The sequence below is a fragment of the Chromobacterium sp. CV08 genome, assembly GCF_051129845.1.
GTDB lineage: Bacteria > Pseudomonadota > Gammaproteobacteria > Burkholderiales > Chromobacteriaceae > Chromobacterium.
The window spans coordinates 2,654,696-2,677,790 of sequence record NZ_CP150453.1; the positions used below are offsets into that span (position 1 = coordinate 2,654,696).

Consider the following 23,095-nt stretch of genomic DNA (forward strand, 5'->3'; position numbering starts at 1 on the left):
TCCCCGATGATACCCGCAAGCCAGCTGACCGACTATCTGCGCGAACAAGCCCTGAAACTCGACATCACCGAATTGCAGATCGCGGTGATGACGCTGCAGGCGGTGATCGCCATCGACAAGCCGGCGCCGCGCCGCGACCTGTACCGCTACCAAGTGCCCAAGCTGGGCGAGGGCGGCAGTTGCTCGCTGTTCGACGAGCTGGACGAAACGCCGTACGACCTGGCCGCTGTCCTGGGCGGCGAGTCGGCGGAGACCACCGCCGCGCTGGTCAACCTGGCGGCGCTGCTGGATTCGGTCAATGCCAAGGTCGGCGCCGACTGGCTGGGCATCTACCGCAAGATCGGCGTCGGCGGCGATGCGGTGCTGGTCAAGCTGGCCTATCATGGCGTCGAAAGCCGTGCCGAGTTTCCGCTGACCGAGGCCTTCGCCGAATTCAGCAACAATAGCCGCGTCGGCCTGACCGGTTGGGCGGTGCTGATCGACGATGTGGCGCAATGGCGCGCCGAAGGCGGCGGCTACTACGAGTGTGACCCGAAGGTGAAAAGCGAGATCTGCCTGCCGGTGCTGGGCGCGGACGACAATGTGCTCGGCATCATCGACGCCGAATCGTTCACCGCCGGCCACTTTACCGAGGAGCGCCAGGTATGGCTGGCCGCGCTGGCCATCGTGCTGCCGCAACTGCTGATCAAGCTGCCTCCGCTTGAAAAAGCGGAATCCTCCCCCAACTAAGCGGTCCGGGCCGCTTGAGCGGCCTGTTCGCATTGCCATTGAAATACTCCGGAGAAGTCATGTCGTCGCAACCCCAGCCCGTTCCCGAACCCGTTATCCATTACATAGCCAGCTGCAAGCTGCCCACGCCGTGGGGCGAATTCTCCATGCACGGCTTCGAGGAGGAAAGCGGGCAGGAGCATGTCGCGCTGACGCTGGGCGAAGTGGCCGACGGTAATCCGGTGCTGGCGCGCCTGCATTCCGAATGCCTGACCGGGGACGCGCTGTTTTCCCTGCGTTGCGACTGCGGCTTCCAACTGGAGGCTGCGATGGAGGCGATCAGCAAGGAAGGCAGGGGCGCGCTGCTGTATCTGCGCCAGGAAGGCCGCGGCATAGGCCTGATCAACAAGATCCGCGCCTACAAGCTGCAGGATGGCGGCGCCGATACGGTCGAGGCCAACGAGCGGCTGGGCTTTCCGGCCGATATGCGCGATTTCCGCATCGCCCGTCACATGCTGGAGCATCTCGGCATAGGCAGCGTCCGCGTGATGACCAATAATCCGCGCAAACTGGCGACGCTGCAGAATGCCGGCATCAATGTGGTGGAGCGGGTGCCGCTGCAAGTGGGGCGCAATCCGTACAACGACCGCTACCTGGATACCAAGGCCGCCAAGCTGGGTCATATGCTGTTCAAGTAAATTGCGCAGGCGGGCCATGCGAAGGCTCGCCAAGCGATGATAGTTGTAATACAATGACTGTCTTGTCTGGGGGCGACCTGGTTTCGACGGGGGTTGCGAAGCAGATGAGGGCATACCGGGATTTCAGTCACCCCGTAAAACGCTGAATTTATATAGTCGCAAACGACGAAACTTACGCTCTGGCAGCCTAACGGCCGGCCAGACACTACAACGGTTCGCAGATGGGCCGGGGGCGTCAAAACCCTGTAGTGTCACTCTACATCTGCTAGTGCTGTTCCGGGTTACTTGGTTCAGTGCGAAATAATAGGTAACTCGCCAAAGTCCAGCCTGTCCGTCGGCGTGGCAGCGGTTAAATCCAAATGACACGACTAAGTATGTAGAACTCACTGTAGAGGACTTTCGGACGCGGGTTCGATTCCCGCCGCCTCCACCACCAATTCCGAGCAAAATCAATTGCTTGCAAAAAAAGCCCTGCTTCTGCAGGGCTTTTTTTCGGCCTGCGACATGCCGTTTCCATCCGGGCGCAAAAGGTGTGCGGCGGCATCAATCGAAGAAGCCGTCCCTTAGCGCCTGGGCGAACATTTCCCCCCAGGCGTCGTGCAGTACCTGCAACTCCCAGGCCTTGTCTTTCGAAAGTCGGTAAACCCTGATGTCGATTCGCTGGGACTGTTCGCGGCCGAGCCTTGGATGGCTGAAGGCGAAAGCAAAGTCGTTTTGATCAAAACCTTTATCGTCCAGAACCGGCTGGATCACGTCCCGGACCTCCTGAGGTAACTGAGCGAAGAACATCAAGTTGACCATAGCCGGCCTCCCAGGCCCGATGCCTTGCAAATCCTTTTATCGTCCAAGCAACGAAGCGCGGCCTCTTTGCAAACCGACGGCGAATGGGGGCGGATGCGCGGCCGGGTCAGGAATCGCCCTGATCGCCTCCCGTGCTGCCGGCGTCCACCAGCGGGGCATCGGGTCGCGGTGTGCGATGCAGGGTTTCCTGGACGATTTCGGCAAACAGCTTGCAATCCGTCTTGGTGCCGATGAATAAAAGCGCGCCATCGCCACCATGCCTTCCTCCCCGGTGGCGGCGGTTGAAAGCCCTGCGGTTATGATCGATGTATCGAGCGAGAGGTTCGATGCACAGTGCCGTCTGCGCGGGCTGCCACGCGACGCACCACAGGTCTTTCGGCTCAATTCTTTTTAGTACAGACAGTTCCGTTTCGGATGAGTGCATGATCGGACGATCCTTTGCCGACTTTGAATGACATGGGCATTTTGCCTGATGGCGCCGGCAAATGCATGCAAGAAGCCGGTTTCAAGCATAGGATGCGGGTTTGGCGAATACCGGGGGAAATCATGGACCGTTTCGCCTCGCCTCGCTTTGGACTTCCGCCCGGCATGTGTTCGGAATAGTCCGTTATTTTCTGCTGCGCGACCCGATCCCAGGCTGGCGCATCCATCATGTGCCCGTGGCGACTCGAGCTCGTGGGCGGCGCGAGGGGGATGGGGTTCCCAGAGCCTGCTCAAGGTCTTTTTGTGAGCATCGCAGCCCAGCCTGCAGGCAGATGCAAGGAGGAGGGCGTAGGCCTTGTGCTTCCAAGACCCAGCCGCAGATGGTCTGCCGGAGGGCTGCCCTTCGAGGCCGTTTTCTGCCGGCGCATGGCTTTGTCGAACGCCCCTTGCCGTGAACGACATTGCGGCGGGCCGTTTTTCGCGCCCTGAATCCGGTAGAAAACGGCCGCCGCCGCAGAAAGGCCTTGAACAGGCTCTCATAGGAATACTCTGAATATTTCAGGAAGCCGCGGCAAGAAGCGGCAGGACCGCTCATGCTGCGTATGTGGCGTGCCTTGCTCGTCACAGTCTTCTCCAAGGATGTGTTGGCCCGGCTCGCGCCGGGTCTCTTTTTGTCGACGCCATCCTTGCGCCGTTTGGGAGCGGGCTGTCGCGGGATGCGTACTCACATGTCGTTATCTCGGCAACTACCATTGCCCGGCCCTGTGCCGGGCTTTTTTTGCCTGCGCGGAATGATTCGATCGGCGGAGCCGGAGGGGGACTCAGTTTTCATTGCGAATGTTGCAGTGCAGCATTCTGCGGGCTATGCTGAAGTCGTCTCATCCGGGAGCTCACGCCATGCCTCTTTCCCAGACCGCGGACAGGGCCGACATCCGCCTGAACGAGCATCCGCAACGCCGGCAGCTGAATCGGGAGGCCCATCTTCGCGCGCCCCAGCATCTGGCCGCCGGCATGCGCGCCAGCTACCTGGCCTATTTACACCGCCATGTCAGCCGAGAGCGGGAGAATTGGCTGTATCGGGAACTGGCGGCGCAGTTGCAGCTGTCCTGCCCGGCGCTGGACGACGGCCAGTTCCTGCTTAAGACGGATTTCGGCAGCATACGCTGGGAAAGGCACGGCGAGTTTTCCGCGCTGACCGTCATCGCCGACGACGCGGAGCCGCAGGCGTTCGCCGAGCCGGCGCTGCAGGCGCTGCCGGCCGACTGGCTGGCCTGGCTGCCCGGCAATGTGCTGGTGGCCGCCCACGCGGTGCTGATGACGCCGGCCGTCCTGCCCTTGCTTGTCGAAGATCTGTCGGCGCAGCATTTCGGCGGCAATGAGCTGGTCGGCGCGGAAATCGGCGATGGCGCCGGCCGTGCCTACACAGACTTGCGCATCCACGACGACGGTTTTTCCCGATATGTGCTGGTCGATTACTATATGGGCCGGCATCAGGCCGGCCGCATGCTGCAGCGCGTGCTCGAGCTGGAGACCTACCGGATGTTGGCCTTGCTGGCACTGCCGGTGGCCAGGACCATCGCGCCGGAACTGGCAAAGGTGGACGAAGAACTGGCGGAATTGACCGGCGCGATGTCGTCGGCAGGCGCCGACAGCGAGGCGCAGCAACTGCATAGACTGACCGAACTGGCCGGCGCCGTCGAAAACGCGCTGTCCCGCACCGACCACAGGCTCAGCGCCTCGCAGGCCTATTACGATATCGCGCGCAACCGCATCGCCGAATTGCGCGAACGGCGCATCCAGGGTCTACAACCGTTCCAGCAATTCGTCGAGAGACGGTTGGCCCCGGCGATGGACACTTGCCGGGCTGTCGCGATGCGGCAGCGCGAACTGGCCGAGCGGGTGAACCGCGCCACGGCATTGTTGCGCACCCGGGTCGACATCCGCCGCGAGCGACAGAATCAGGCGCTGCTCGCCTCGATGGAGCGTCGCGCCGCGATGCAGCTTCGCCTGCAGCAGGCGGTGGAGGGCTTGTCCATCGCCGCCATCACCTATTACGCCACGGGCCTGCTCGCCTATCTGTTCAAGGGGGCCAAGGCTGCTGGGCTGCGGCTGAACCCCGAGGTCGCCACCGCCGTTGCCGTGCCGGCGCTGGCCTTGCTGATTGCCTTGGGTCTGCATCGGATGCGGAAAAGCTTGCACCGGGACGAGGGCGATCCGGCCGTCCGATGACGGCGTCGGTTCGACAAGCCGCCGTCAGACGCAAAACGCCCGGCGGCGCGAAAGGCGCCGCCGGGCGCGACACGCTCTTTACAGTCCGTTAAACGGCCCGATGAGAACGCTCTTTCCATCGGCGGCCGGCACCTTCGCCCCGTCCATCGCGAAATACAGCGTCTTGCCATAGAAGTAGGGCAGGCCGATCAACACGTCCTTTTTGCTGCGGCCGCCCAGCTGACTCAGGGCCGCGTACTCGAAATCGGCCGGTATGGCCGGCGCGACGGTGAACGAGTAGCCCGACATGGTCGTTCCCTTGGCGTCGGTAAGCGTCATCGACACGACTTCCGGTTTCGACGGGTTGTACCACCATTTGTTCGGATAGGTAGCGGTCAGTCCCTGCAAGCCGGGGAAGCTCAGAAAATTCGTTCCGCTGTCGATGGCGTCGTAAAACTTGCTGCCCTCGAATGTCGATGCCGGATGCGAACCCACCTGCAGCTTGATGCTGGCCATCCCGGTTTGCTTCGTCATGTAGGCGATTCTGGTGTTCGAGGCCAGTTGGTTGTTGACCTGGGTGCCTATGCCCAAGATCAGCTTGCCGCCGACGCTTTCCTGCTTGTTGCCGGCATGGAGCGGATCGAGTTGCAGGATCACGCCGTTATTGTCGTCAGGCAGGCGGCCTATCGGATTGGGCACCATCCGTTCCAGGCCGACCTTGGTCTCCTGGCAACTGGTGGCGTTGCAGGTGTAGTACAGCGGATTGCGGTCCACAATGTCCGGCGACACGCCGATGGTGCCGTTGGCGCCGAAAGCCTTGACCGTGTCCTGCACCGGTCCGTTCGACGCACAGTCTTCCGGGGCGTCCGGAATGCCGTCAGCGCCGATCAGCTGAAAGGGCACGCTCTTCCCGTACTGGGGATTGAGCGCCTTGCCCTGGGTCGGGTCGGTGCCTAGCCAGACATCGGCTTTCGAAACGCTGCCCCAGACGGCGCTCTCCACATACTGCAGACATTCGGTGACAGGCTTGCCCTGATACATTTGCGGAGTCAGGGCCTTGCGCACGCCCGGCTTCAGCACCGAGGAGACGATGCGCAGGCCGGCGGCTCCGGTGTCCACCAGGATGTCGGGGATGGTCTGGCAATGATCGGCGTCGGTATGGCCCGGCGCGCACAAGGTGATGCTGACAGTCGGGATATTGACGTCGGGGATGGCGTTGCTGTGATGCACGGTCATCGGCAGCACATTGGCAGGATGGGGGACGGCGGCGTGGGCGGAGGCAAGGCTGCCGGCCGCCAGCAAGGCAACGAGGGTCGAGTGGCGCATGGTCATCCCTTTCATTGAATATCGCTGACGGCGACGCCGGCCGGCACCCGTTGCGGGATATAGGCCTGGCCGGAGAAATTCGGCACTTTGCCGAAGGAGTCGACGACCAGTGTCGAAGTCGAAATCGACAGCATCCGGCGCGAGCGCTGGGCAGGTTCCCGCGACTGGAGCGCATTGCGGTAAGTGGCGTAATTGGCGAGGCCGAACAGCTGCCGCAGATTCGGAATCACCGGGCCGGCCCAGGTCACGCCGAACACGACGTCCTTGTGCAGGTATTCGCGCACCTCGGTGCCGTTCTTGGTGATGAACTTCTTCACCTGGTAATTGCGTCCGCTCGGCGTGACATCGATCGTCTGCTGGGTCGCCTGCTGAGCTGCCGCGGTTTTTTCCGGGGCGGCCCGCAAGGCTGAGAAGTCCTGCTCGACGCTTTGGGCATTCCCCCCAAGCGAGGCCGAGGCAGACAGTGGCGATAGCATCAACGCCAGATAGATTCCTGTTTTTTTGAGTTCCTTCAACGACATATCTGTAGCACTCCATGCATGCGTGTAGATGGGCGCGGGGGGCCGGAAACTGCCGTAGATGCCTTATCGCTCGATACTCCGCTCCCGATTGGAATGCGCGGCCGACATATTGCGCCGCGCGCCGGCTGCGAACCTTGAAACTACATCGGCATAAAACCACCTCCAATCCATCGTCATCTTGAATGCCTTGACGCTAACTGACCGATTGGGCGGCGAATGTCGGGACGGGGTTTTTCAGCCAAATCCTATGCGGACCATTTCGGATAGACGCGCCGCGACTCCGCCGGAATCGGATCGATCCGAATAAGGCTGGCGGTGGTTGGCGACAGGGCATGGCTGGCGCCTACGATGCAGTCGCGGCTTTACCAACGCCCGCCGGCGACATATTCCGCATCGTCATCATCGTTAGCCGGGGACTCAGGGGGGAATGGTAATGGCAGTCGGCTTGTGCGATCCGGTGATTTACTCCAGCGATGCCGATGCGTCGCTGCCATCGTGCTCCGTACCGGAAACGGCCGCAGTGACGCGGCATATCCTGTTGAGCAAGACCGACCGTTCGCGGCATTTTTCCTATACGGCAAACGCGGGGCATTTGACGGCACGCGCATCCAATGGCGATGCGCAAGCGTCGATATTCTATGTCGCGTATACCGTGGACCAAAGCACACGGCCTGATCGCCCGGTCACCTTCTTCTTCAATGGCGGGCCGGGCGAGTCCAGCATCTGGCTACACCTGGGATCATGGGGGCCATATCGCGTTCAGACCGGCATGCCCGATTCAGCCGTCACGACTTTCTCGTTGACGGAGGCGGAGGATACCCTGCTGACCGAGTCCGACCTGGTATTCATTGACGCCCCGGCAACCGGTTACTCGGAGGCGATTGCGCCGAACACCAATCAGACATTCATGAACGAATCGACGGATGCCATGGTATTCCGCGACTTCATTCTTCGCTATCTGTCCGCCAATCAGCGCATGACATCCCCGGTTTATCTATACGGCGAATCGTATGGCGGCTATCGCGCATGCCTGGTGGCGCAGCTGCTCGTTGCCGGAGACAAGCCACTGAATGGCTTGATTCTTCAATCTCCGGCACTATCGTTCATGCCCGCAACGGAATCGTATTCAGTGGATTCGTTGCCAACGGTTGCCGCGATCGCCACCTACTTCGGCCGCTCGGACAAGCCGGACACGATGGGGCTGGACAGCTATTTACGGTCAGTTCAGCAGTTTGCCGTCGGGCCGTTCGCACGCCTGGCACGGCAATATGAAGAGGCGAGGAGGAAAAAGGCCATCCCTCCGGTGATGCCCCCGGAGATGCTGAAGCGCCTCGAGGGCATCAGCGGTTTGAACAGGGCGTTGCTGATTGAACATTTCCCATATTTTGGCGGCATCCTGGCGCTGGATTTTATTCCGGGGAAAATACTGGACTCATACGATGCCAGAATCGTGATGCCGCGTTCAGGCGATTTGCCCTTGGCTTATCAATGCATACGCGCGACGCAGCCGGCTTATTTTTCGAATTTTCTGCAATACCATGGCAGCACTCCCTACGTATTTCACCACGACATTCCCTTTTCGTCCTCATCGCCGATAGTCGATCCTGTCGCAGGCAGAGGGCGAAAAGAAGCGGTGTCAAACCTATCCAAGGCGATTTCGCTGCGTCCAGGCTTGAAGGTTCTGGCGATTACAGGAATGTACGACCTGATTGTGCCGTTCACTTCGGTGGAAAATGCGCTGGCGGATCTTGGCAAGCGTGAAATGATTCAAATACTGCGAGTGGAAGGCGGGCATATGTCCTATTTGGCGGACAAGGCGCGGCCCGTCATGCGCCGGCGATTGCGGTCTTTCTACCGCTGATTCGGCCGAAGCGGGCGGGCCGGAGGGGGAGGGAAGGCCTTGCCTGACCAAAGGCCGCGCCGATATGCCGGCCGCGTCCGCTCCCGAAGCGCGTCGCAAGCATCCCCCGAGATGCAGGGCGGGGCATGGTCGATCCGTCTCCCGAGCAAGAGACCGTCGTGTCTTCAGAGCCTGGGCTTCGGCTACTGCTACAATTGATCGTCAGGCATTTCATTCCCAGGCATCCATTCTTGGCGCACTTCCAGGTCGACGTTCAACAGGTGGTGCGCAAGTTGTTGTTTTTATATGAAATCCATCTCCGTCATAACCTACAACATCCACAAAGGCATGTCCCCTCTGAACCGTCATCTGAGGGTGGGCGACATGGCCGAGGCCTTGGCCGAGCTGGCGCCGGACATGCTGTTCCTGCAGGAAGTGCAGGGCAAACATCTGGAGCGGGCGCTGCGGCATCAGCGCTGGCCGGCGCAGCCTCAGCACGACTTCCTGGCCAGCCGGCTGGCGCACCGGGCGGTGTACGGTTTGAACGCCAGCTACGAGCACGGCCACCACGGCAACGCGCTTTTGACCCGCTTTCATGTCAGCCACTGGTGCAACCGCGACATCTCGGTCAACCGCTTCGAGAGCCGGGGCGTGCTGCAATGCCAGTTGCAGCCCGACGGCTGGCCCCAGCCGGTGGTGGCGCTGTGCGGACACTTCAATCTGCTGGGCTTCGACAGGCGCAAGCAATACCGCGGGCTGGCGCGCTATGTTCAGGAGGCGATAGCCGAGCACACGCCGCTGATCCTGGCCGGCGATTTCAACGACTGGCGCGGCGAGGCCAGCATGCTGCTGCGGCGCGAGCTGGGCTTGCAGGAGGTGTTTTTAGAGACGCGCGGCAGCCATGCGCAGAGCTTTCCGGCGCGGATGCCGATGCTGCCGCTGGACCGCATCTATGTGCGCGGCTTGCGGGTGGAGTCGGCACGGGTGTTGTCGGGCAAGCCGTGGTCGGTGCTGTCCGACCATCTGCCGCTGTGCGCCCAACTGAGTCCCTTGTGAGTCGGCGGGGAGGATGGCGCGGTTCAAATAAAACTGAAAATTCTAAGAAAAGAACGGATTTTCATATTGCAAAGCATTTTTTGCAATATGGCGACAGTTCCATATAATTTTTCACAAGGCGGTTGACGCTAAGCGAAAAAGCATGTTCAATCTCAATCAAATTTATCGCCGATTTGAACACAGCTTGCGGGCGTAAAACAGCTAAAGCGTGGGTAGACAGACCCAGCATCACCGAATCCGTCTACATCTAATCTCCCGGATATTCCGAAGATTTCCACAGCCAAAGCCCGCCGCAGCAATCGGCGGGCTTTATGCTTTTGGGAGTGTTTGGAATGATTCATCTGCAAAATGTCCATAAACGGTTCCGCCGCCCGGATGGCGGCTGGTTCGACGCCGTCGCGGAAACCTCGCTGACCGTCAAGGCCGGCGAAGTCTTCGGCCTGATCGGCTTCTCCGGCGCCGGCAAGTCCACCTTGCTGCGCCTGATCAATCTGCTGGAGCGTCCGGATGCCGGCGCCGTCATCGTCGACGGCCAGGACCTGACCAGCCTGTCCCCGAAACAATTGCGCGCCGCGCGCCAGAATATCGGCATGGTGTTCCAGCAGTTCAACCTGCTGGCCAACCGCACTGTTGCCGGCAATGTGGCCTTCCCGCTGGAAATCGCCGGCTGGAGCAAGGCCGACATCGAAAAACGCGTCGCCGAGTGTCTGGCCGTCGTCGGTCTCGAGGACCGCGCCGAGCATTATCCGGCCCAGCTGTCCGGCGGCCAGAAGCAGCGCGTCGGCATCGCCCGCGCGTTGGCCCCGCGGCCGCACGTGATTCTGGCCGACGAGCCGACTTCTGCGCTGGATCCGAAAACCACCCAGTCCATCCTGGATTGCCTGCAGGACATCAATGCGCGCTTCGGCGTCACCGTGGTCATCGTCACGCACGAGATGCACGTGGTGCGCAGCATCTGCCATCGCGCCGCCGTGCTGGACCAGGGGAGGGTGGTCGAGATCGTCGATGTGAACAATCGCGAGGTGGAGGCCGATTCCGACCTGGCCCGCTCGTTGCTGGAGGCCGCGTAATGGATGCCGCAAGCTTGAACGAAGCGCTGCAGAACCTGCAATCGATGGGCCCGGAAATCCTGCAGGCCGTGCAGGAAACCGGCGTGATGCTGGGCGTGGGCCTCGCCGCCGCCATCCTGTTCGGCGGCCCGCTGGGCGTGATTCTCTACCTGTCCCAGCCGGGCCAGATGTTCGCCAACCGCGCCGTCAACGGCGTGCTCAGCTGGCTGGTGAACCTGGTGCGCTCCTTCCCCTTCATCATCCTGATGGTGGTGCTGATCCCGCTGACCCGCGCGCTGGTCGGCAGCACCATAGGCCCGGTGGCCGCGTCGGTGCCGCTGTCCTTCGCCGCGATTCCGTACTTCGCCCGCCTGGTCGAGCAGACGCTGCGCGAGATTCCGCGCGGCGTGGTGGAGGCGGCCGAGGCCATGGGCGCGAGCCCGATGCAGATCATCTTCAAGGTGCTGGTCAACGAGGCCCGCGCCGGTCTGATCTCCGGCCTGACCATCCTGACCATCAGCTTCCTCAGCTACACCGCGGTGGCGGGCGTGGTCGGCGGCGGCGGCATAGGCGACCTGGCCATCCGTTACGGCTACTACCGCTTCCAGACCGACGTGATGGTGGCCATGGTGGTGCTGCTGGTGGCCCTGGTGCAGATCATCCAGCTGCTGGGCAACCGCCTGGCGGCCAAACTGGACAAACGCTGATTTTCAAGACGCGCAGAATTTATAAGGAGAGAGTAATGCGTAGATTCGTCATCAAGGCAGTTGCAGCATCCATCGTGGGCCTGGCCCTGGCAGGCCAGGCGCTGGCCGCCGATCCGGCCAAGAAGGAAATCGTCATCGGCACCACCGTCGGCGACTTCGGCGACATGGTCAAGCAGTCGATCAAGCCTATCCTGGAAAAGCAGGGCTACGCCGTGAAGCTGGTGGAGTTCACCGACTACGTGCGTCCGAACCTGGCGCTGCAGGAAGGTTCGCTGGATGTCAATGTGTTCCAGCACAAGCCCTACCTCGACAACTTCGCCAAGGAGCACAAGCTGTCTCTGAAGGAGGCCTTCCAGGTGCCGACCGCGCCGCTGGGCATCTACCCGGGCAAGCTGAAATCGCTGAAGGACGTGAAGCCGGGCGTGACCGTGGCCGCGCCTAACGATCCGTCCAACTTCGCCCGCGCGCTGGTGATGCTGAGCGACCTCGGCTGGGTGAAGCTGAAGCCGGGCGTCAACCCGCTGACCGCCTCCGAGCGCGACATCGCCGTCAATATCAAGAAGGTGAAGATCGTCCAGCTGGAGGCCGCCCAGCTGCCGCGCTCGCGCAGCGACGTGGACTTCGCCGTCATCAACGGCAATTACGCGACCAGCTCCGGCATCAAGCTGACCGACGCCGTCTACCAGGAAAAGAGCTACGCCTACGTCAACTGGGGCGTGGTGCGCGCGGCGGACGCCGCCAAGCCGTGGGCCAAGGACGTGGTCGCCGCCTACAATTCGCCGGCTTTCAAGGCCTATACCAAGCAGAAATTCGCCGGCTACAAACTGCCGCAGGGCTGGAACTGAGTTTTCTTGTAACACTCCTGGCTACAAGACTTGCGGAGGGCTGCGGCCCTCCTTTTTTTATGCCCGCGCGCCCCGCCGCGAGCCGCCCGGCGGGCAGGCATGCGGCCGGCCTTTCATGGTAGAATGGAGGATTGCCACATCATGTCGGTCGCCGCCGCGGAGCGCGCCATCGTCGATCAGACGACGGCCCCCGTCGCGACGGCCGGATCCATCCTTACGAATCAAGACACTTATGACCGATAACCTGTTCGCCAAGGAAACGATTCCAATCAGCCTCGAAGAGGAGATGCGCCGCTCCTACCTCGATTACGCGATGAGCGTGATCGTGGGCCGGGCGCTGCCTGACGTGCGCGACGGCCTGAAGCCGGTGCACCGCCGGGTGCTGTACGCGATGCACGAGCTGTCCAACGACTGGAACCGTGCATACAAGAAATCGGCGCGTATCGTTGGCGACGTGATCGGTAAATACCACCCGCACGGCGACACCGCGGTCTACGACACCATCGTGCGGATGGCCCAGGACTTTTCGCTGCGCTACCCGCTGGTGGACGGCCAGGGCAACTTCGGTTCGGTCGACGGCGACAACGCCGCGGCGATGCGTTACACCGAAATCCGCATGGCGCGCATCGCGCACGAGCTGCTGGCCGACATCGACAAGGAAACGGTGGACTTCGGCCCGAACTACGACGGATCCGAGCACGAGCCGCTGATCCTGCCGGCCAAGATCCCGAACCTGCTGGTCAACGGTTCGTCCGGCATCGCGGTCGGCATGGCCACCAACATCCCGCCGCACAATCTGAATGAAGTCGTCGATGCCTGCCTGGCGCTGCTGGCCAACAGCGAGCTGACGATAGACGAACTGATCGACATCATCCCGGCGCCGGACTTCCCGACCGCCGGCATCATCTACGGCACCGCCGGCGTCAAGGAAGGCTACCGCACCGGCCGCGGCCGCGTGATCATGCGCGCCCGCACCCACGTCGAGCCGATAGGCAAGGGCGACCGCGAAGCCATCATCGTCGACGAGATTCCGTACCAGGTGAACAAGGCGCGCCTGCTGGAACGCATCAGCGAGCTGGTGCGCGACAAGCAGATCGAGGGCATCTCCGACCTGCGAGACGAGTCGGACAAGTCCGGCATGCGCGTGGTGATCGAGCTCAAGCGCGGCGAAATGCCGGAAGTGGTGTTGAACCACCTGTTCAAGCTGACCCAGCTGCAGGACAGCTTCGGCATGAATATGGTGGCGCTGGTCGACGGCCAGCCGCGCCTGCTGAACCTGAAGCAGATTCTGGTCGAGTTCCTGCGCCACCGCCGCGAGGTGGTGACCCGCCGCACCATCTTCGAGCTGAAGAAGGCGCGCGAGCGCGGCCATATCCTGGAAGGCCTGGCCGTCGCGCTGTCGAACGTCGACGAGATCATCGCGCTGATCAAGGCGTCCGAGGCGCCTCCGCAGGCCAAGGCCGCGCTGATGGCGCGCGCCTGGCGCTCGTCGCTGGTCGAGGACATGCTGTCCCGCGTAGAGGGCGACAAGGCGCGTCCGGATAACATCGATCCGGCCTTCGGCATGAAGGACGACGGCTACCACCTGTCCGACACGCAGGCGCAGGCGATACTGGACATGCGCCTGCAGCGCCTGACCGGCCTGGAGCAGGACAAGATCGTCGGCGAATACCGCGAGATCATGGACGTGATCCAGGACCTGCTGGACATCCTGGCCCGTCCGGAGCGGATCAACCAGATCATAGGCGACGAGCTGACCGCGATCCGCGCGCAGTTCGGCGACCCGCGCCGCTCGGAAATCGAGCCTTACGGCGGCGACATCAATATCGAGGATCTGATCACCCCGCAGGACATGGTGGTCACGATTTCTCACGGCGGCTACATCAAGGCCCAGCCGATAGATGACTACAGCGCCCAGCGCCGCGGCGGCCGCGGCAAGCAGGCGGCGGCCACCAAGGACGACGACTTCATCGAGACGCTGTTCGTCGCCAACACCCACGACTACGTGCTGTGCTTCTCCAGCCGCGGCCGCTGCTACTGGCGCAAGGTCTACGACCTGCCGCAGGGCGGCCGCCAGAGCCGAGGCAAGCCGATGGTCAACGTGCTGCCGCTGGAAGAGGGCGAGAAGATCAACGCGCTGCTGCCGGTCAAGGAGTTCCGCGACGACCAGTATGTGTTCATGTGCACCGCCAGCGGCACGGTGAAGAAGACCCCGCTGGTCGACTTCTCCCGTCCGCGCACCGCCGGCATCATCGCCGTCAACCTGGAAGACGGCGACAACCTGATCGGCGTGGCGCTGACCAACGGCGACGACCAGATCATGTTGTTCTCCGACGCCGGCAAGGCCGTGCGCTTCAGCGAGACCGACGTGCGCCCGATGGGCCGCAACGCCACCGGCGTGCGCGGCATGATGCTGGGCGACGAACAGCAGGTGATCTCGCTGCTGGTCAGCAACTCCGAGCAGCAGATGGTGCTGACCGCCAGCGACGGCGGCTACGGCAAGCGCACCTGCGTCGGCGATTTCCGCCGCACCAGCCGCGGCACCCAGGGCGTGATCGCGATGGATCTGACCGACAAGACCGGCCTGAAGCTGGTGGCGGCCAGCCTGGTCGAGGAAACCGACGACATCATGCTGATCACCACCGGCGGCGTGCTGATCCGCACCAAGGTGGCGGAGGTGCGCGAGACCGGTCGCTCGGCCCAGGGCGTGCGCCTGATCAATCTGGACGACGGCGAGAAGCTGATCGGCCTGGAGATCGTCGCCGAATCCGAGGCCGAATGCGAAGAGGGCGACGGCGAGGCCGCGCCGGAGCAGGGCGAGGCGTAATGATCCCGACTCCCGCCAATCCACGGGTGCTGGAGATGATGAGCCAGCTCTTCGTCTCCTTTCCGCACTGCGCGACGCTGGGCTTCGAGTACGTCGGCACCGAGGGGCGCAAGCCCACGCTGCAGCTGGCGTGGCGGGAGGGCCTGGTCGGCAATCCCGCAACCGGCATCCTGCACGGCGGGGTGATCACCTCGCTGGTCGACACCTGCAGCGCCATCGCGGTGACCGCCCAGCTGCCGGGCCTGGAAACGATAGCGACGCTGGATCTGCGCATCGACTATCTGAAATCGGCGACGCCGGGCAAGGCGATACGCTGCACCGCCGAATGCTACCGGCTGGCCAGCCAGATCGCCTTCACCCGCGCGGTGTGCTATCACGACGACCCGTCGGATCCGATCGCCCACGGCGTCGCCACCTTCATGCGGGAATCCAGCCGCACGCCGATGGTGCAGGAGGGCGGACGATGAGCGAGTTCATGCAACGCTTCGCCGAACTGCGCGACCGCAAGGCCTATGCCGAGATCGTGGCCGCGCTGCCCTATGTCAAGCTGATGGGCACGGTGATGGCCGAGGACGAGGGCGGCGAGCTGCGCTTCGAACTGCCCTTCCTGGAGCGCAATGTCGGCAACACCGCATTGCCGGCGCTGCACGGCGGCCTGATCGGCGGCTTCATGGAAAGCGCGGCGATGATACATCTGATGTGGAACCGTGAATCGCTGGAGGCGCCGAAGATCGTCGACTTCTCGCTGGACTACCTGCGCCCGGGCCGACCCCAGACCCTGTTCGCCCAGTGCGAGATCACCAAGCAGGGCAAGCGGGTCGCGCATGTGCTGATCGAGGCCTGGCAGGACGACCGCGCCAAACCGGTCGCAGTGGCCCGCGCCCACTTCTTGCTGAACAATTGAACACGCCATGCAGGCTGTTTGTCAGAAAACCGGCGCTTTCCCTGGCGGGAGACGCCGGTTTTTTCATACACTCGAGATGAGGGCCCGGAGCCGGCCCAACCCGAACACGCAAAGAGACAGAGGATAGACATGGCCAAGGTTTACAACTTTTCCGCCGGTCCCGCCGTACTGCCGCACCAGGTGCTGGCCGAGGCGCAGAGCGAATTGCTGGATTGGCACGGCTCCGGCATGAGCGTGATGGAGATGAGCCATCGCGGCAAGGAGTTCATGGAGATCATCCATGACGCCGAGCACGATCTGCGCGAGCTGATGCGCATTCCGGCCGGCTACAAGGTGCTGTTCCTGCAGGGCGGCGCCTCGCTGCAGTTCGCGATGGCCCCGCTGAACCTGCTGGGCGACAAGGACAGCATAGACATCGTCAACACCGGCCACTGGTCAAAGCTGGCGATCAAGGAGACCAGGCGCTACGCCAAGGTCAATGTGGTGGCCAGCAGCGAAGACCGCAATTTCTGCTATATCCCGGACGAATCGGCCTGGCAGCGCGATCCCCGGGCGGCCTATCTGCACTACACCTCGAACGAGACGATAGGCGGCCTGCAGTTCCCGGACATCCCGGGTACGCTGGACGATGTGCCGCTGGTCTGCGACATGTCGTCGGACTTCCTGTCGCGCGAGATCGACATTTCCCGTTTCGGCATGATCTACGCCGGCGCGCAGAAGAATATCGGCCCGTCCGGCCTGACCGTGCTGATCATCCGGGAGGATCTGCTGGGCCGCGCGCGCGCCGACATCCCGACGATGCTGAATTACCAGGTCCACGCCGACGCCGATTCGATGTACAACACGCCCGGCACCTATCCGATCTATATCGCCGGCCTGGTGTTCAAATGGCTGAAGGAGCAGGGCGGCGTCAAGGGCATCGCCACCCGCAACGAGGAAAAGGCCGGCCTGCTGTACCATGTGATAGACAGCAGCGGCGGTTTCTACTCGACCCATATCGAGCAGCCGTTCCGCTCCAAGATGAACGTGGTGTTCCGGCTGAAGGACGAGGCGCTGGACGAGATCTTCCTGCTGGAGGCGCGCAAGAACGGCCTGGCCCAGTTGAAGGGCCACCGCGCCGTCGGCGGCATGCGCGCGTCGATCTACAACGCGATGCCGATCGAGGGCGTGAAGTCCTTGGTCAACTTCATGATGGACTTCGCGCGTCAGTACGGCTGATCGGGACGGCGTCCCACCGTCCGCTCAGGCCACGGCCCGGCCGGGCGGCTCGTCTCGGTCGGCGTCGGCGCGGGCTCTGAGCGCCAGCCGTATACCCCGGCTGATATTGCCGTCCCCGAGCGCCTGGGCGATATCTATGCTTTCCGCGTCCAGATAGACATTGTGCCGCGCGCCGCCCTCCATTCTCGGCGGCGCGCCGGCATTGGAGGCGATGCCCAGCGCCATTTTCACCAGCCGCTGGTCCAGCGGCCGCAGGATGCCCGAGTTGGCCATGCTGTAGACGCCGTTGCTGTATTTCCTCAGCAGTGCGCCGCTTCTCCCCGCCAGTGTGATCACGCCGACCACCTCGTAGCCGGGCATGTCATCGAACTGATACAGCCTGGGCCGGCCGGGCTGCTCGATATAGATGCGGCGGCCGTTGTTGTCTCGCATGGGTTTTCTGCCTTTGTCTCTCCTTATAATCCATTTTGTACACATGGAATCAAAGCGCAAGCCGAATATGTGTGTATGGCGGAAAACGACGCCGCCGGCCCGGCGGTGATGCAAAAGCCCGGCGGCGCCGGGCTTCGGGTGGCGGGCCGCCCCGGCGGCGGCGCCGTCTATCGCGGCGCGGCGGCCTGCTGCGCGCGCGGCGCCGCGTGCCTGACGTACTGATCCAGCCAGCGATCCTCCTCCCACAGCATGTGCAGAATCGATTCGCGCGCGCGGTAGCCGTGGCTTTCCGCCGGCAGCATCACCAGCCGCACCGTTCCGCCCAAGCCCTGCAGCGCCTGGTACATCCGCTCGCTCTGCAGCGGAAAGGTGCCCGGATTGTTGTCGGCCTCGCCGTGGATCAGCAGCAGCGCGTCCTTGATCTGCTCGGCGTAATTGAACGGCGACATCGTCTGATACACGTCCTTGGCCTGCCAGAAGCTGCGCTCCTCCGACTGGAAGCCGAACGGCGTCAGCGTGCGGTTGAAGGCGCCGGAGCGGGCGATGCCGGCGCGGAACAGACGGGTGTGCGCCAGCAGATTGGCCGTCATGAAGGAACCGTAGGAATGGCCGCCGATGGCGATGCGGTCGCGATCGGCCACGCCGAGACGCACCACCTCGTCCACCGCCGCCTGCGCGTCCATCTTCAGCTGTGGCAGATAGCTGTCATTGGGCTCCTGCTTGCCGACGCCGATGATGGGCATAGAGGGGTCGTCCAGCACCGCGTAGCCGCGCGTCAGCAGCGCTTCCGGCCCCCAGTACCCGATTCGATTGAAGCGGTACGGCGAATCGGTGACCTGTCCGGCGGTGTCGGCGCTCTTGAACTCGGCCGGGTAGGCCCACATCAGCATAGGCAGCGGACCATCGCGTTTGGCATCGTAGCCGGGCGGCAGATACAGCGTGGCGCTCAGATCGACGCCGTCGGCGCGCTTGTAGCGCAGCTGCCGTTTCTGCACGCCCTTCAACTGCGGCGTCGGGTGAGGGAAGAAAGTCAGCTGGCGCAGCCCGTCGGCCTGGTCCAACCGCCTCAGATACAGATTGGCCGGCGTTTCCGCCTGTTCCCGGCTGAGCAGCGCGCGCTTGCCGTCGTCCAGAACCGCCAGCGGCTGTTCGTACCACGGCGCTTGCGAACGCCACAGGCGGGTGGTCTTGTTGCCGGCCAGGTCCAGCCGGTCGATGAAGGGGCGGTCGCCGTCGGGGCTGGCGCCGTCTCCAAGCAGATAAAGGCTGCCGCCGTCGGCGCTGGTCTGCAAGACCGGCTGGCCGTCGGCGTTGCTGACCATCGCCGGGCTGCCCGGATCGGCATAGCGGTCTTCGGAACTGCGCCGATTCAGCAGTTCGGCCGGCTTGCCCGGCTCGGCGGGCCTGACGCGCCAGGTCTTCAGATCGCGCGTCTTCCACCAGTACTCGCTGACCAGGGCCAGATCGCCGCGGCCCCACTGGATGTCGGCGAAGCGGCTGGCCAGCTCCTGCAACTTGAACGGCGGCTGCTTGAACGGCGCCGCCTGAAGATACAAGGCGTCGCGGACCTTGGCCGCGGCCTCCGGATCGCCGCCGTCCTGGGCCTCGGCCCAGAACAGCGTCGCCGGCGCGTCGGCGCGCCATTCGACGCTGCGCGGGCCGGTTTCCACCGCGTCGTTGCCGGACGGCATCCGCTCCAGCAGCGGCCGTTGCGCCAGCAGGCGCAGGCTGCGGCCTTGAAGGTCGAGCACCTCTATCCGCTGCGGAAAGCGGTTGATCGGCACCAGCGTGGAGTAGGGGCGTTGCAGACGCGCCGACAGCAGATACTGACGGTTGGGCGACGGCTGCACGGCCAGGTAGCGGTCGGGCTGGCCGATCAGCCGCGTCTTGCCGTCCATGTCCACCAGCGCCAGTTGGCTGCTCAGCTGATAGTCCAGCAGATCGGCATCGTACGGGGTCTTCAGCAGATCGGGATAGGTGCGGGTCTGCGACAACTTACCGCCTATGCTCTGCTGGATGTTGGGGCCGGTCGGCGTCGACGGTTTCAGCGGCGCCGGTCCCTGCCGGGCCGGAACCAGCTTCACCAGCAACTGATTGCCCATCCAGGCGAAGCCCCGCCCGCTGACGGCGTTCAGGTGAAAGGCGCCCAAACGGCGGGCGCGGGCGCTGGACACGTCAAGCAGCCACAATTCCACCCCTTTGGCGCCCCACAGCGCCAAGGCCACGCGCTTGCCGTCCGGCGCCCACTGGCTGTCGGCGATGCGGGGGCTCTCCGGCAGGCCCGCCACCGCCCGGCTCTTGCCGCTGGCGATGTCGAGCAGGGTCAGGCCGTTGCCGAAATCGAAGCGGCTGGCGGCGCGCATGCCAGGATTGATGCGCAGGCCGGCCAGCCTCAGCTCCGGCTGCGATACGTCGGCGATGCCGGGCAGGCCCGGCCGGCTGGTCTGCAGGATGGTGTCGCGCTGCGGATTCAGCGACTGCAGCGGGGTGCGCGGCGCGTTGACCAGCGCCGCCAGCTCGGGCGGCGGCGTCTGGTAGCCATCGGCGGCGCCCGCCGCGCCGGGTGCGAGAAGAACGGCCAGAATCCATCCGGCCAACGGTGTGCGGCTGAGGGTCATGCAATCTCCAAGGGCAATTCGGCTGACGTAAAGATGCCAAACTGCGCCATTGCGCCGCCGTCGTCAAGCGACTGGCATTCGGACTCAGGCCACCTGGGTCCCCAGCAGCGCCTGCGGCTGCAGGCCCTGCGGCGATACCGTCGGATAGTCGAAGAACTGCAGCGCGAGCCCCGACTCGTCGGCCTCAAAGCGCGCGGGGAAGCCGAGCGGCAGCGTCGTCTTGTCGGCGATATGGCCGAAGGGCAGGCCGGTGAACACCGGCACGCCGCTGATGCGGCGCAGCTCGGCCACCACCGCGTCGAAGTCGTAGCCCGGATCGTAGACGTCGACATGCTTGCGCATGGAGAAATCGCCGAGGAAGATCGCCCGCTGCTTCGTCAGCACGCCGGACAGGTAAAGCTGCTGCAGCATCCGCTCCACCCGGTACGGCTGCTCGCCGACATCCTCGAGGAAGAGCAGGCCGCCTTTGACGTCCGGCAGATAGGGCGTGCCGACCAGACTGGACAGCACGCTGAGGTTGCCGCCCCAGAACAGCCCTTCGCCGCGGGCGCTGGCATGGGGGCCGGCCACGTTCAGACTGCGCTGCGGCGTGGTGACGGTGCGGAAGAATTCGTCGATGGCGTAGGCGCTGGGCGCGGCGCTGCCGAAATCGCCCAGCATCGGACCGGCGAAGCTGCCGACGCCGCTCTTGGCCAGCAGCGCCAGTTGGATGGCGCTGAAGTCGCTGTAGCCGACCAGCAGCGAGCGCGCTTCGCGAACGCGCGCCCCCAGGCGAGCGAGGTCCAGTTGCGGCAGCAGGCGCATCGCGCCGTAACCGCCGCGCGCGGCCAGCACCATTTGCGGCAGCTGCGGCTGGGCCAGCAGGCGGTTCAAATCGGCCAGCCGCTCGGCGTCGGTGCCGGCGAAGCGCTGATGGCTGCGCGCCAGCGCCTCGGTGTTCTCCAACGCGAAGCCCGCCTGCCGCAGTCGAGGCAGCGCCAGCTGCTGCTGCCTGGCCGGCACGATGCCGGAGCAGGCGGTCAGGTACAGGCGGTGGCTGGCCGGCGGGGCGGACGGAACGTTCTGGTCTATCATTGTGCGGCATCCTTGCAGGGCGGCTGCGCCGGCGCCTATGGTCAGGCTTTGCAGCAGCCGGCGGCGGGAGAGGTCGATATCGGGAATCATCTAGAGTCGGACGGATAAGGCTGGCATCGGTTCCATTCGCCACGGGCCGGCGACGGAATCCCCGGAGTATACGCCAAAAGAAAAGGCGGCCTCCAGAATGGACGCCGCCCGACAACGATCGGAGCGCTCAGGCGATCAGGTTGGCCATGCTGGTGGAGGCCTGCTCCATCTGCGCCAGCTCGCTGTTCAGGTTGGAGTATTCGGTCAGCAGATTGGTCTGCTCGGTGCTCAGTTGGCTTTGCAGTTGCTGCTGCAATTGCTGCTCGGTCGTCACCTGGCTGTTGATATTGGTCTGGTCACTGGTGATCATGCCGCCCGGCCCAAGTAGCGAGTTGATGGTGGTGTTGAACACATTGCCTATGCCGGTATTCTGCGGATTGCCGAACAGATTGCTCACCGCCGACGGGTTGGCGGCCAGGGCCGCGTTGAACGTGGTGGAGTTCAGCGACAGCGTGCCGTCGGCGTTCTGCGTGATGCCCACCTGGGCGAGATAGGCGTAGGAGTTGACCGGATCCACGCCCGACACCGGCGTGCCGAGCAGGCCGGCCAGCTGGTCGTGCAGGCCGGTCAGGTCGGAGCTGATGTCGGTATTGGTCGGCGTGCTGCCGACGGTGGTGGTGCTGGTGGTGGCCGAGTTGGTGGTGCTGACCACCTGGTTGTAGGCCGAGATGAAGGTCTGCAGCGTCGAGGCGATGCCCGACGTGTTCTGGCTCATATTGATCGTGGTCTGCCCCAGTTTTTCCAGCGTGATGCTGGCGCCGTTGACCACATTGGTCACGGTATTGCTGCTGGACGAGACACTGACGCCGTTCACCGTCATCAACGCGTTCTGGGCATTGGCCGATTCGCTGGCGGCGGTGCTGCTTTGCTGCAGGCCGGCCAGCGTATTGCCCGACGTGCCGTTGCTGTCGGTGCCGCCGGCGGTGATCGAGAAGGTGTTGGTGGAGCCGGACTGCGACGAGTTCAGCACCAGCGAGTAATTGTTGTTGTACTGCACGATGGACGCGTTCACGCCTATGCCGGCGCTGTTGATGCTGCTGGCGATCGACGACAGCGAGACATTGCTGCCCAGCTGGACGGTGCTGCTGGTGCCGCCGACATTGAAGGTCAGCGACGACGGCGCGCCGGACAGCGTGGCGTTCTGATCGGTGATGGACGTACCGCCGGAGGTCCGGTCGAACACCAACTGCCGCGACTGCGCCATCTGCGTGACATTCAGCGCATAGGTGCCGGCGGTGCCGCCGCTGGTGGCGGAGACGCTGGCCACGGTGCCGTCCGAGGAGGAGGCGGTGAACTGCTGCAGAAACGTGCCGGAGGCCAGCGTGGTGGCGGCGCTCTGCAGGCTGGACAGCGCGGAACTGACCTGGCCCAGCGTGCTCAGCTCGGACTGGTAGTTGCTGACGCGCTGCTGGCTCTGGGTGAGCGGCTGCGAGTCGGCCTGAATCAGTTGGCTGACGATGGATTGCACGTCCAATGGACCTGCTGTGGCGCTGATGGATGACATGACGTCGTCTCCCAGTGGCCCCCCTGAGCTGCCATCAGGCGGGCGTGTTGCGTTTAGGGCTGTTGTCTGGCTGTCATCACGGAGTGCGCGGTCTGTCGCCGCTGTCTTGCCAGCGTGGTGCGATATGGCACCGGTTGACGCTTTATCGGCGCCGGCGGACAAAACTTTAGCCGGGTATCTGGATTGATCTTAGCACCGCGCCAGCCCGCTCGGCTTGCCCGTAATCCATATTCCAGCATTGAAGAT

General features: G+C 63.6%; 20 protein-coding genes and 1 other RNA gene. 13 read left to right on the forward strand and 8 right to left on the reverse strand.

The window, feature by feature from the left end; translation table 11 throughout:
* Positions 1 to 6: 6 nt before the first annotated feature.
* The 3 genes from WNM05_RS12450 (at position 7) to ssrA (ending at position 1,839) form a co-directional block, all read left to right on the forward strand.
* The gene (locus tag WNM05_RS12450; RefSeq protein ID WP_434627041.1) at positions 7 to 729 is read left to right on the forward strand and encodes a GAF domain-containing protein; all 723 of its coding nucleotides are present in this window, start codon (positions 7 to 9) and stop codon (positions 727 to 729) included.
* Between the two features lie 59 nt (positions 730 to 788).
* Positions 789 to 1,406 carry a GTP cyclohydrolase II gene (gene ribA, locus WNM05_RS12455; protein ID WP_434627042.1) on the forward strand — a complete coding sequence of 206 codons (618 nt, stop codon included), beginning with the start codon at positions 789 to 791 and terminating at the stop codon, positions 1,404 to 1,406.
* 68 nt (positions 1,407 to 1,474) lie between these two features.
* Positions 1,475 to 1,839, forward strand: a transfer-messenger RNA (tmRNA) gene (ssrA, locus tag WNM05_RS12460).
* Between the two features lie 110 nt (positions 1,840 to 1,949).
* Here ssrA and WNM05_RS12465 read toward each other — a convergent pair.
* Both WNM05_RS12465 and WNM05_RS12470 read right to left on the reverse strand, forming a co-directional pair.
* On the reverse strand, positions 1,950 to 2,207 hold the full coding sequence (locus tag WNM05_RS12465; RefSeq protein WP_434627044.1) for a hypothetical protein: 258 nt from the start codon (positions 2,205 to 2,207) through the stop codon (positions 1,950 to 1,952).
* 106 nt (positions 2,208 to 2,313) lie between these two features.
* Positions 2,314 to 2,631 (reverse strand): hypothetical protein, encoded by a 318-nt coding sequence (locus WNM05_RS12470; RefSeq protein ID WP_434627046.1) that lies wholly within the window; start codon positions 2,629 to 2,631, stop codon positions 2,314 to 2,316.
* Positions 2,632 to 3,527: 896 nt separating this feature from the next.
* On the opposite strand from WNM05_RS12470, the gene WNM05_RS12475 reads away from it, so the two are divergent.
* Positions 3,528 to 4,859, forward strand: a complete 1,332-nt coding sequence (locus WNM05_RS12475) for a DUF3422 family protein (RefSeq protein ID WP_434627048.1) — start codon at positions 3,528 to 3,530, stop codon at positions 4,857 to 4,859.
* Positions 4,860 to 4,937: 78 nt separating this feature from the next.
* Here WNM05_RS12475 and WNM05_RS12480 read toward each other — a convergent pair whose 3' ends face one another.
* Together WNM05_RS12480 and WNM05_RS12485 are read right to left on the reverse strand one after the other, a co-directional pair.
* Entirely contained in the window at positions 4,938 to 6,164 is a 1,227-nt protein-coding gene (locus WNM05_RS12480; RefSeq protein WP_434627049.1) for a DUF3443 family protein, read from the reverse strand.
* Between the two features lie 11 nt (positions 6,165 to 6,175).
* Complete coding sequence (locus tag WNM05_RS12485; protein ID WP_434627051.1) at positions 6,176 to 6,685, reverse strand: DUF2844 domain-containing protein; 510 nt, start codon at positions 6,683 to 6,685, stop codon at positions 6,176 to 6,178.
* 433 nt (positions 6,686 to 7,118) lie between these two features.
* Here WNM05_RS12485 and WNM05_RS12490 point away from each other — a divergent pair, with 433 nt between their 5' ends.
* The 9 genes from WNM05_RS12490 to serC all read left to right on the forward strand — a co-directional run bounded on the left by WNM05_RS12490 (position 7,119) and on the right by serC (position 17,131).
* Positions 7,119 to 8,546, forward strand: a complete 1,428-nt coding sequence (locus WNM05_RS12490; protein WP_434627053.1) for a S10 family serine carboxypeptidase-like protein — start codon at positions 7,119 to 7,121, stop codon at positions 8,544 to 8,546.
* A 285-nt stretch (positions 8,547 to 8,831) separates the two neighbouring features.
* Positions 8,832 to 9,581 (forward strand): endonuclease/exonuclease/phosphatase family protein, encoded by a 750-nt coding sequence (locus WNM05_RS12495; protein WP_434627055.1) that lies wholly within the window; start codon positions 8,832 to 8,834, stop codon positions 9,579 to 9,581.
* A gap of 332 nt (positions 9,582 to 9,913) precedes the next feature.
* On the forward strand, positions 9,914 to 10,651 hold the full coding sequence (locus WNM05_RS12500) for a methionine ABC transporter ATP-binding protein (RefSeq protein ID WP_434627057.1): 738 nt from the start codon (positions 9,914 to 9,916) through the stop codon (positions 10,649 to 10,651).
* Positions 10,651 to 11,337 (forward strand): methionine ABC transporter permease, encoded by a 687-nt coding sequence (locus tag WNM05_RS12505; RefSeq protein WP_434627059.1) that lies wholly within the window; start codon positions 10,651 to 10,653, stop codon positions 11,335 to 11,337. Before WNM05_RS12500 ends, WNM05_RS12505 begins: the two co-directional genes overlap by 1 nt.
* A gap of 35 nt (positions 11,338 to 11,372) precedes the next feature.
* Positions 11,373 to 12,182, forward strand: a complete 810-nt coding sequence (locus tag WNM05_RS12510) for a MetQ/NlpA family ABC transporter substrate-binding protein (protein WP_434627061.1) — start codon at positions 11,373 to 11,375, stop codon at positions 12,180 to 12,182.
* 232 nt (positions 12,183 to 12,414) lie between these two features.
* A complete protein-coding gene (gyrA, locus tag WNM05_RS12515; protein ID WP_434627063.1) occupies positions 12,415 to 15,009 on the forward strand; it encodes a DNA gyrase subunit A in 2,595 nt (864 codons plus the stop codon).
* Positions 15,009 to 15,476, forward strand: coding sequence for a PaaI family thioesterase (locus WNM05_RS12520; RefSeq protein ID WP_434627065.1), 468 nt, complete (start codon positions 15,009 to 15,011; stop codon positions 15,474 to 15,476). The genes gyrA and WNM05_RS12520 overlap by 1 nt, the downstream gene beginning before the upstream one ends.
* Positions 15,473 to 15,913 (forward strand): PaaI family thioesterase, encoded by a 441-nt coding sequence (locus WNM05_RS12525; protein WP_434627067.1) that lies wholly within the window; start codon positions 15,473 to 15,475, stop codon positions 15,911 to 15,913. The genes WNM05_RS12520 and WNM05_RS12525 overlap by 4 nt, the downstream gene beginning before the upstream one ends.
* 129 nt (positions 15,914 to 16,042) lie before the next feature.
* Positions 16,043 to 17,131, forward strand: coding sequence for a 3-phosphoserine/phosphohydroxythreonine transaminase (gene serC / locus WNM05_RS12530; RefSeq protein ID WP_434627069.1), 1,089 nt, complete (start codon positions 16,043 to 16,045; stop codon positions 17,129 to 17,131).
* Positions 17,132 to 17,155: 24 nt separating this feature from the next.
* On the opposite strand, the gene WNM05_RS12535 is transcribed toward serC, so the two are convergent.
* The 4 genes from WNM05_RS12535 to fliD all read right to left on the reverse strand — a co-directional run bounded on the left by WNM05_RS12535 (position 17,156) and on the right by fliD (position 22,849).
* Entirely contained in the window at positions 17,156 to 17,563 is a 408-nt protein-coding gene (locus tag WNM05_RS12535; RefSeq protein WP_434627071.1) for a hypothetical protein, read from the reverse strand.
* A 167-nt stretch (positions 17,564 to 17,730) separates the two neighbouring features.
* Positions 17,731 to 20,181, reverse strand: a complete 2,451-nt coding sequence (locus tag WNM05_RS12540; RefSeq protein ID WP_434627073.1) for an alpha/beta hydrolase family protein — start codon at positions 20,179 to 20,181, stop codon at positions 17,731 to 17,733.
* Positions 20,182 to 20,265: 84 nt separating this feature from the next.
* Positions 20,266 to 21,345, reverse strand: coding sequence for an LD-carboxypeptidase (locus tag WNM05_RS12545; RefSeq protein WP_434627075.1), 1,080 nt, complete (start codon positions 21,343 to 21,345; stop codon positions 20,266 to 20,268).
* 127 nt (positions 21,346 to 21,472) lie between these two features.
* Positions 21,473 to 22,849 (reverse strand): flagellar filament capping protein FliD, encoded by a 1,377-nt coding sequence (fliD, locus tag WNM05_RS12550; protein WP_434627077.1) that lies wholly within the window; start codon positions 22,847 to 22,849, stop codon positions 21,473 to 21,475.
* Between the last annotated feature and the right edge of the window lie 246 nt (positions 22,850 to 23,095).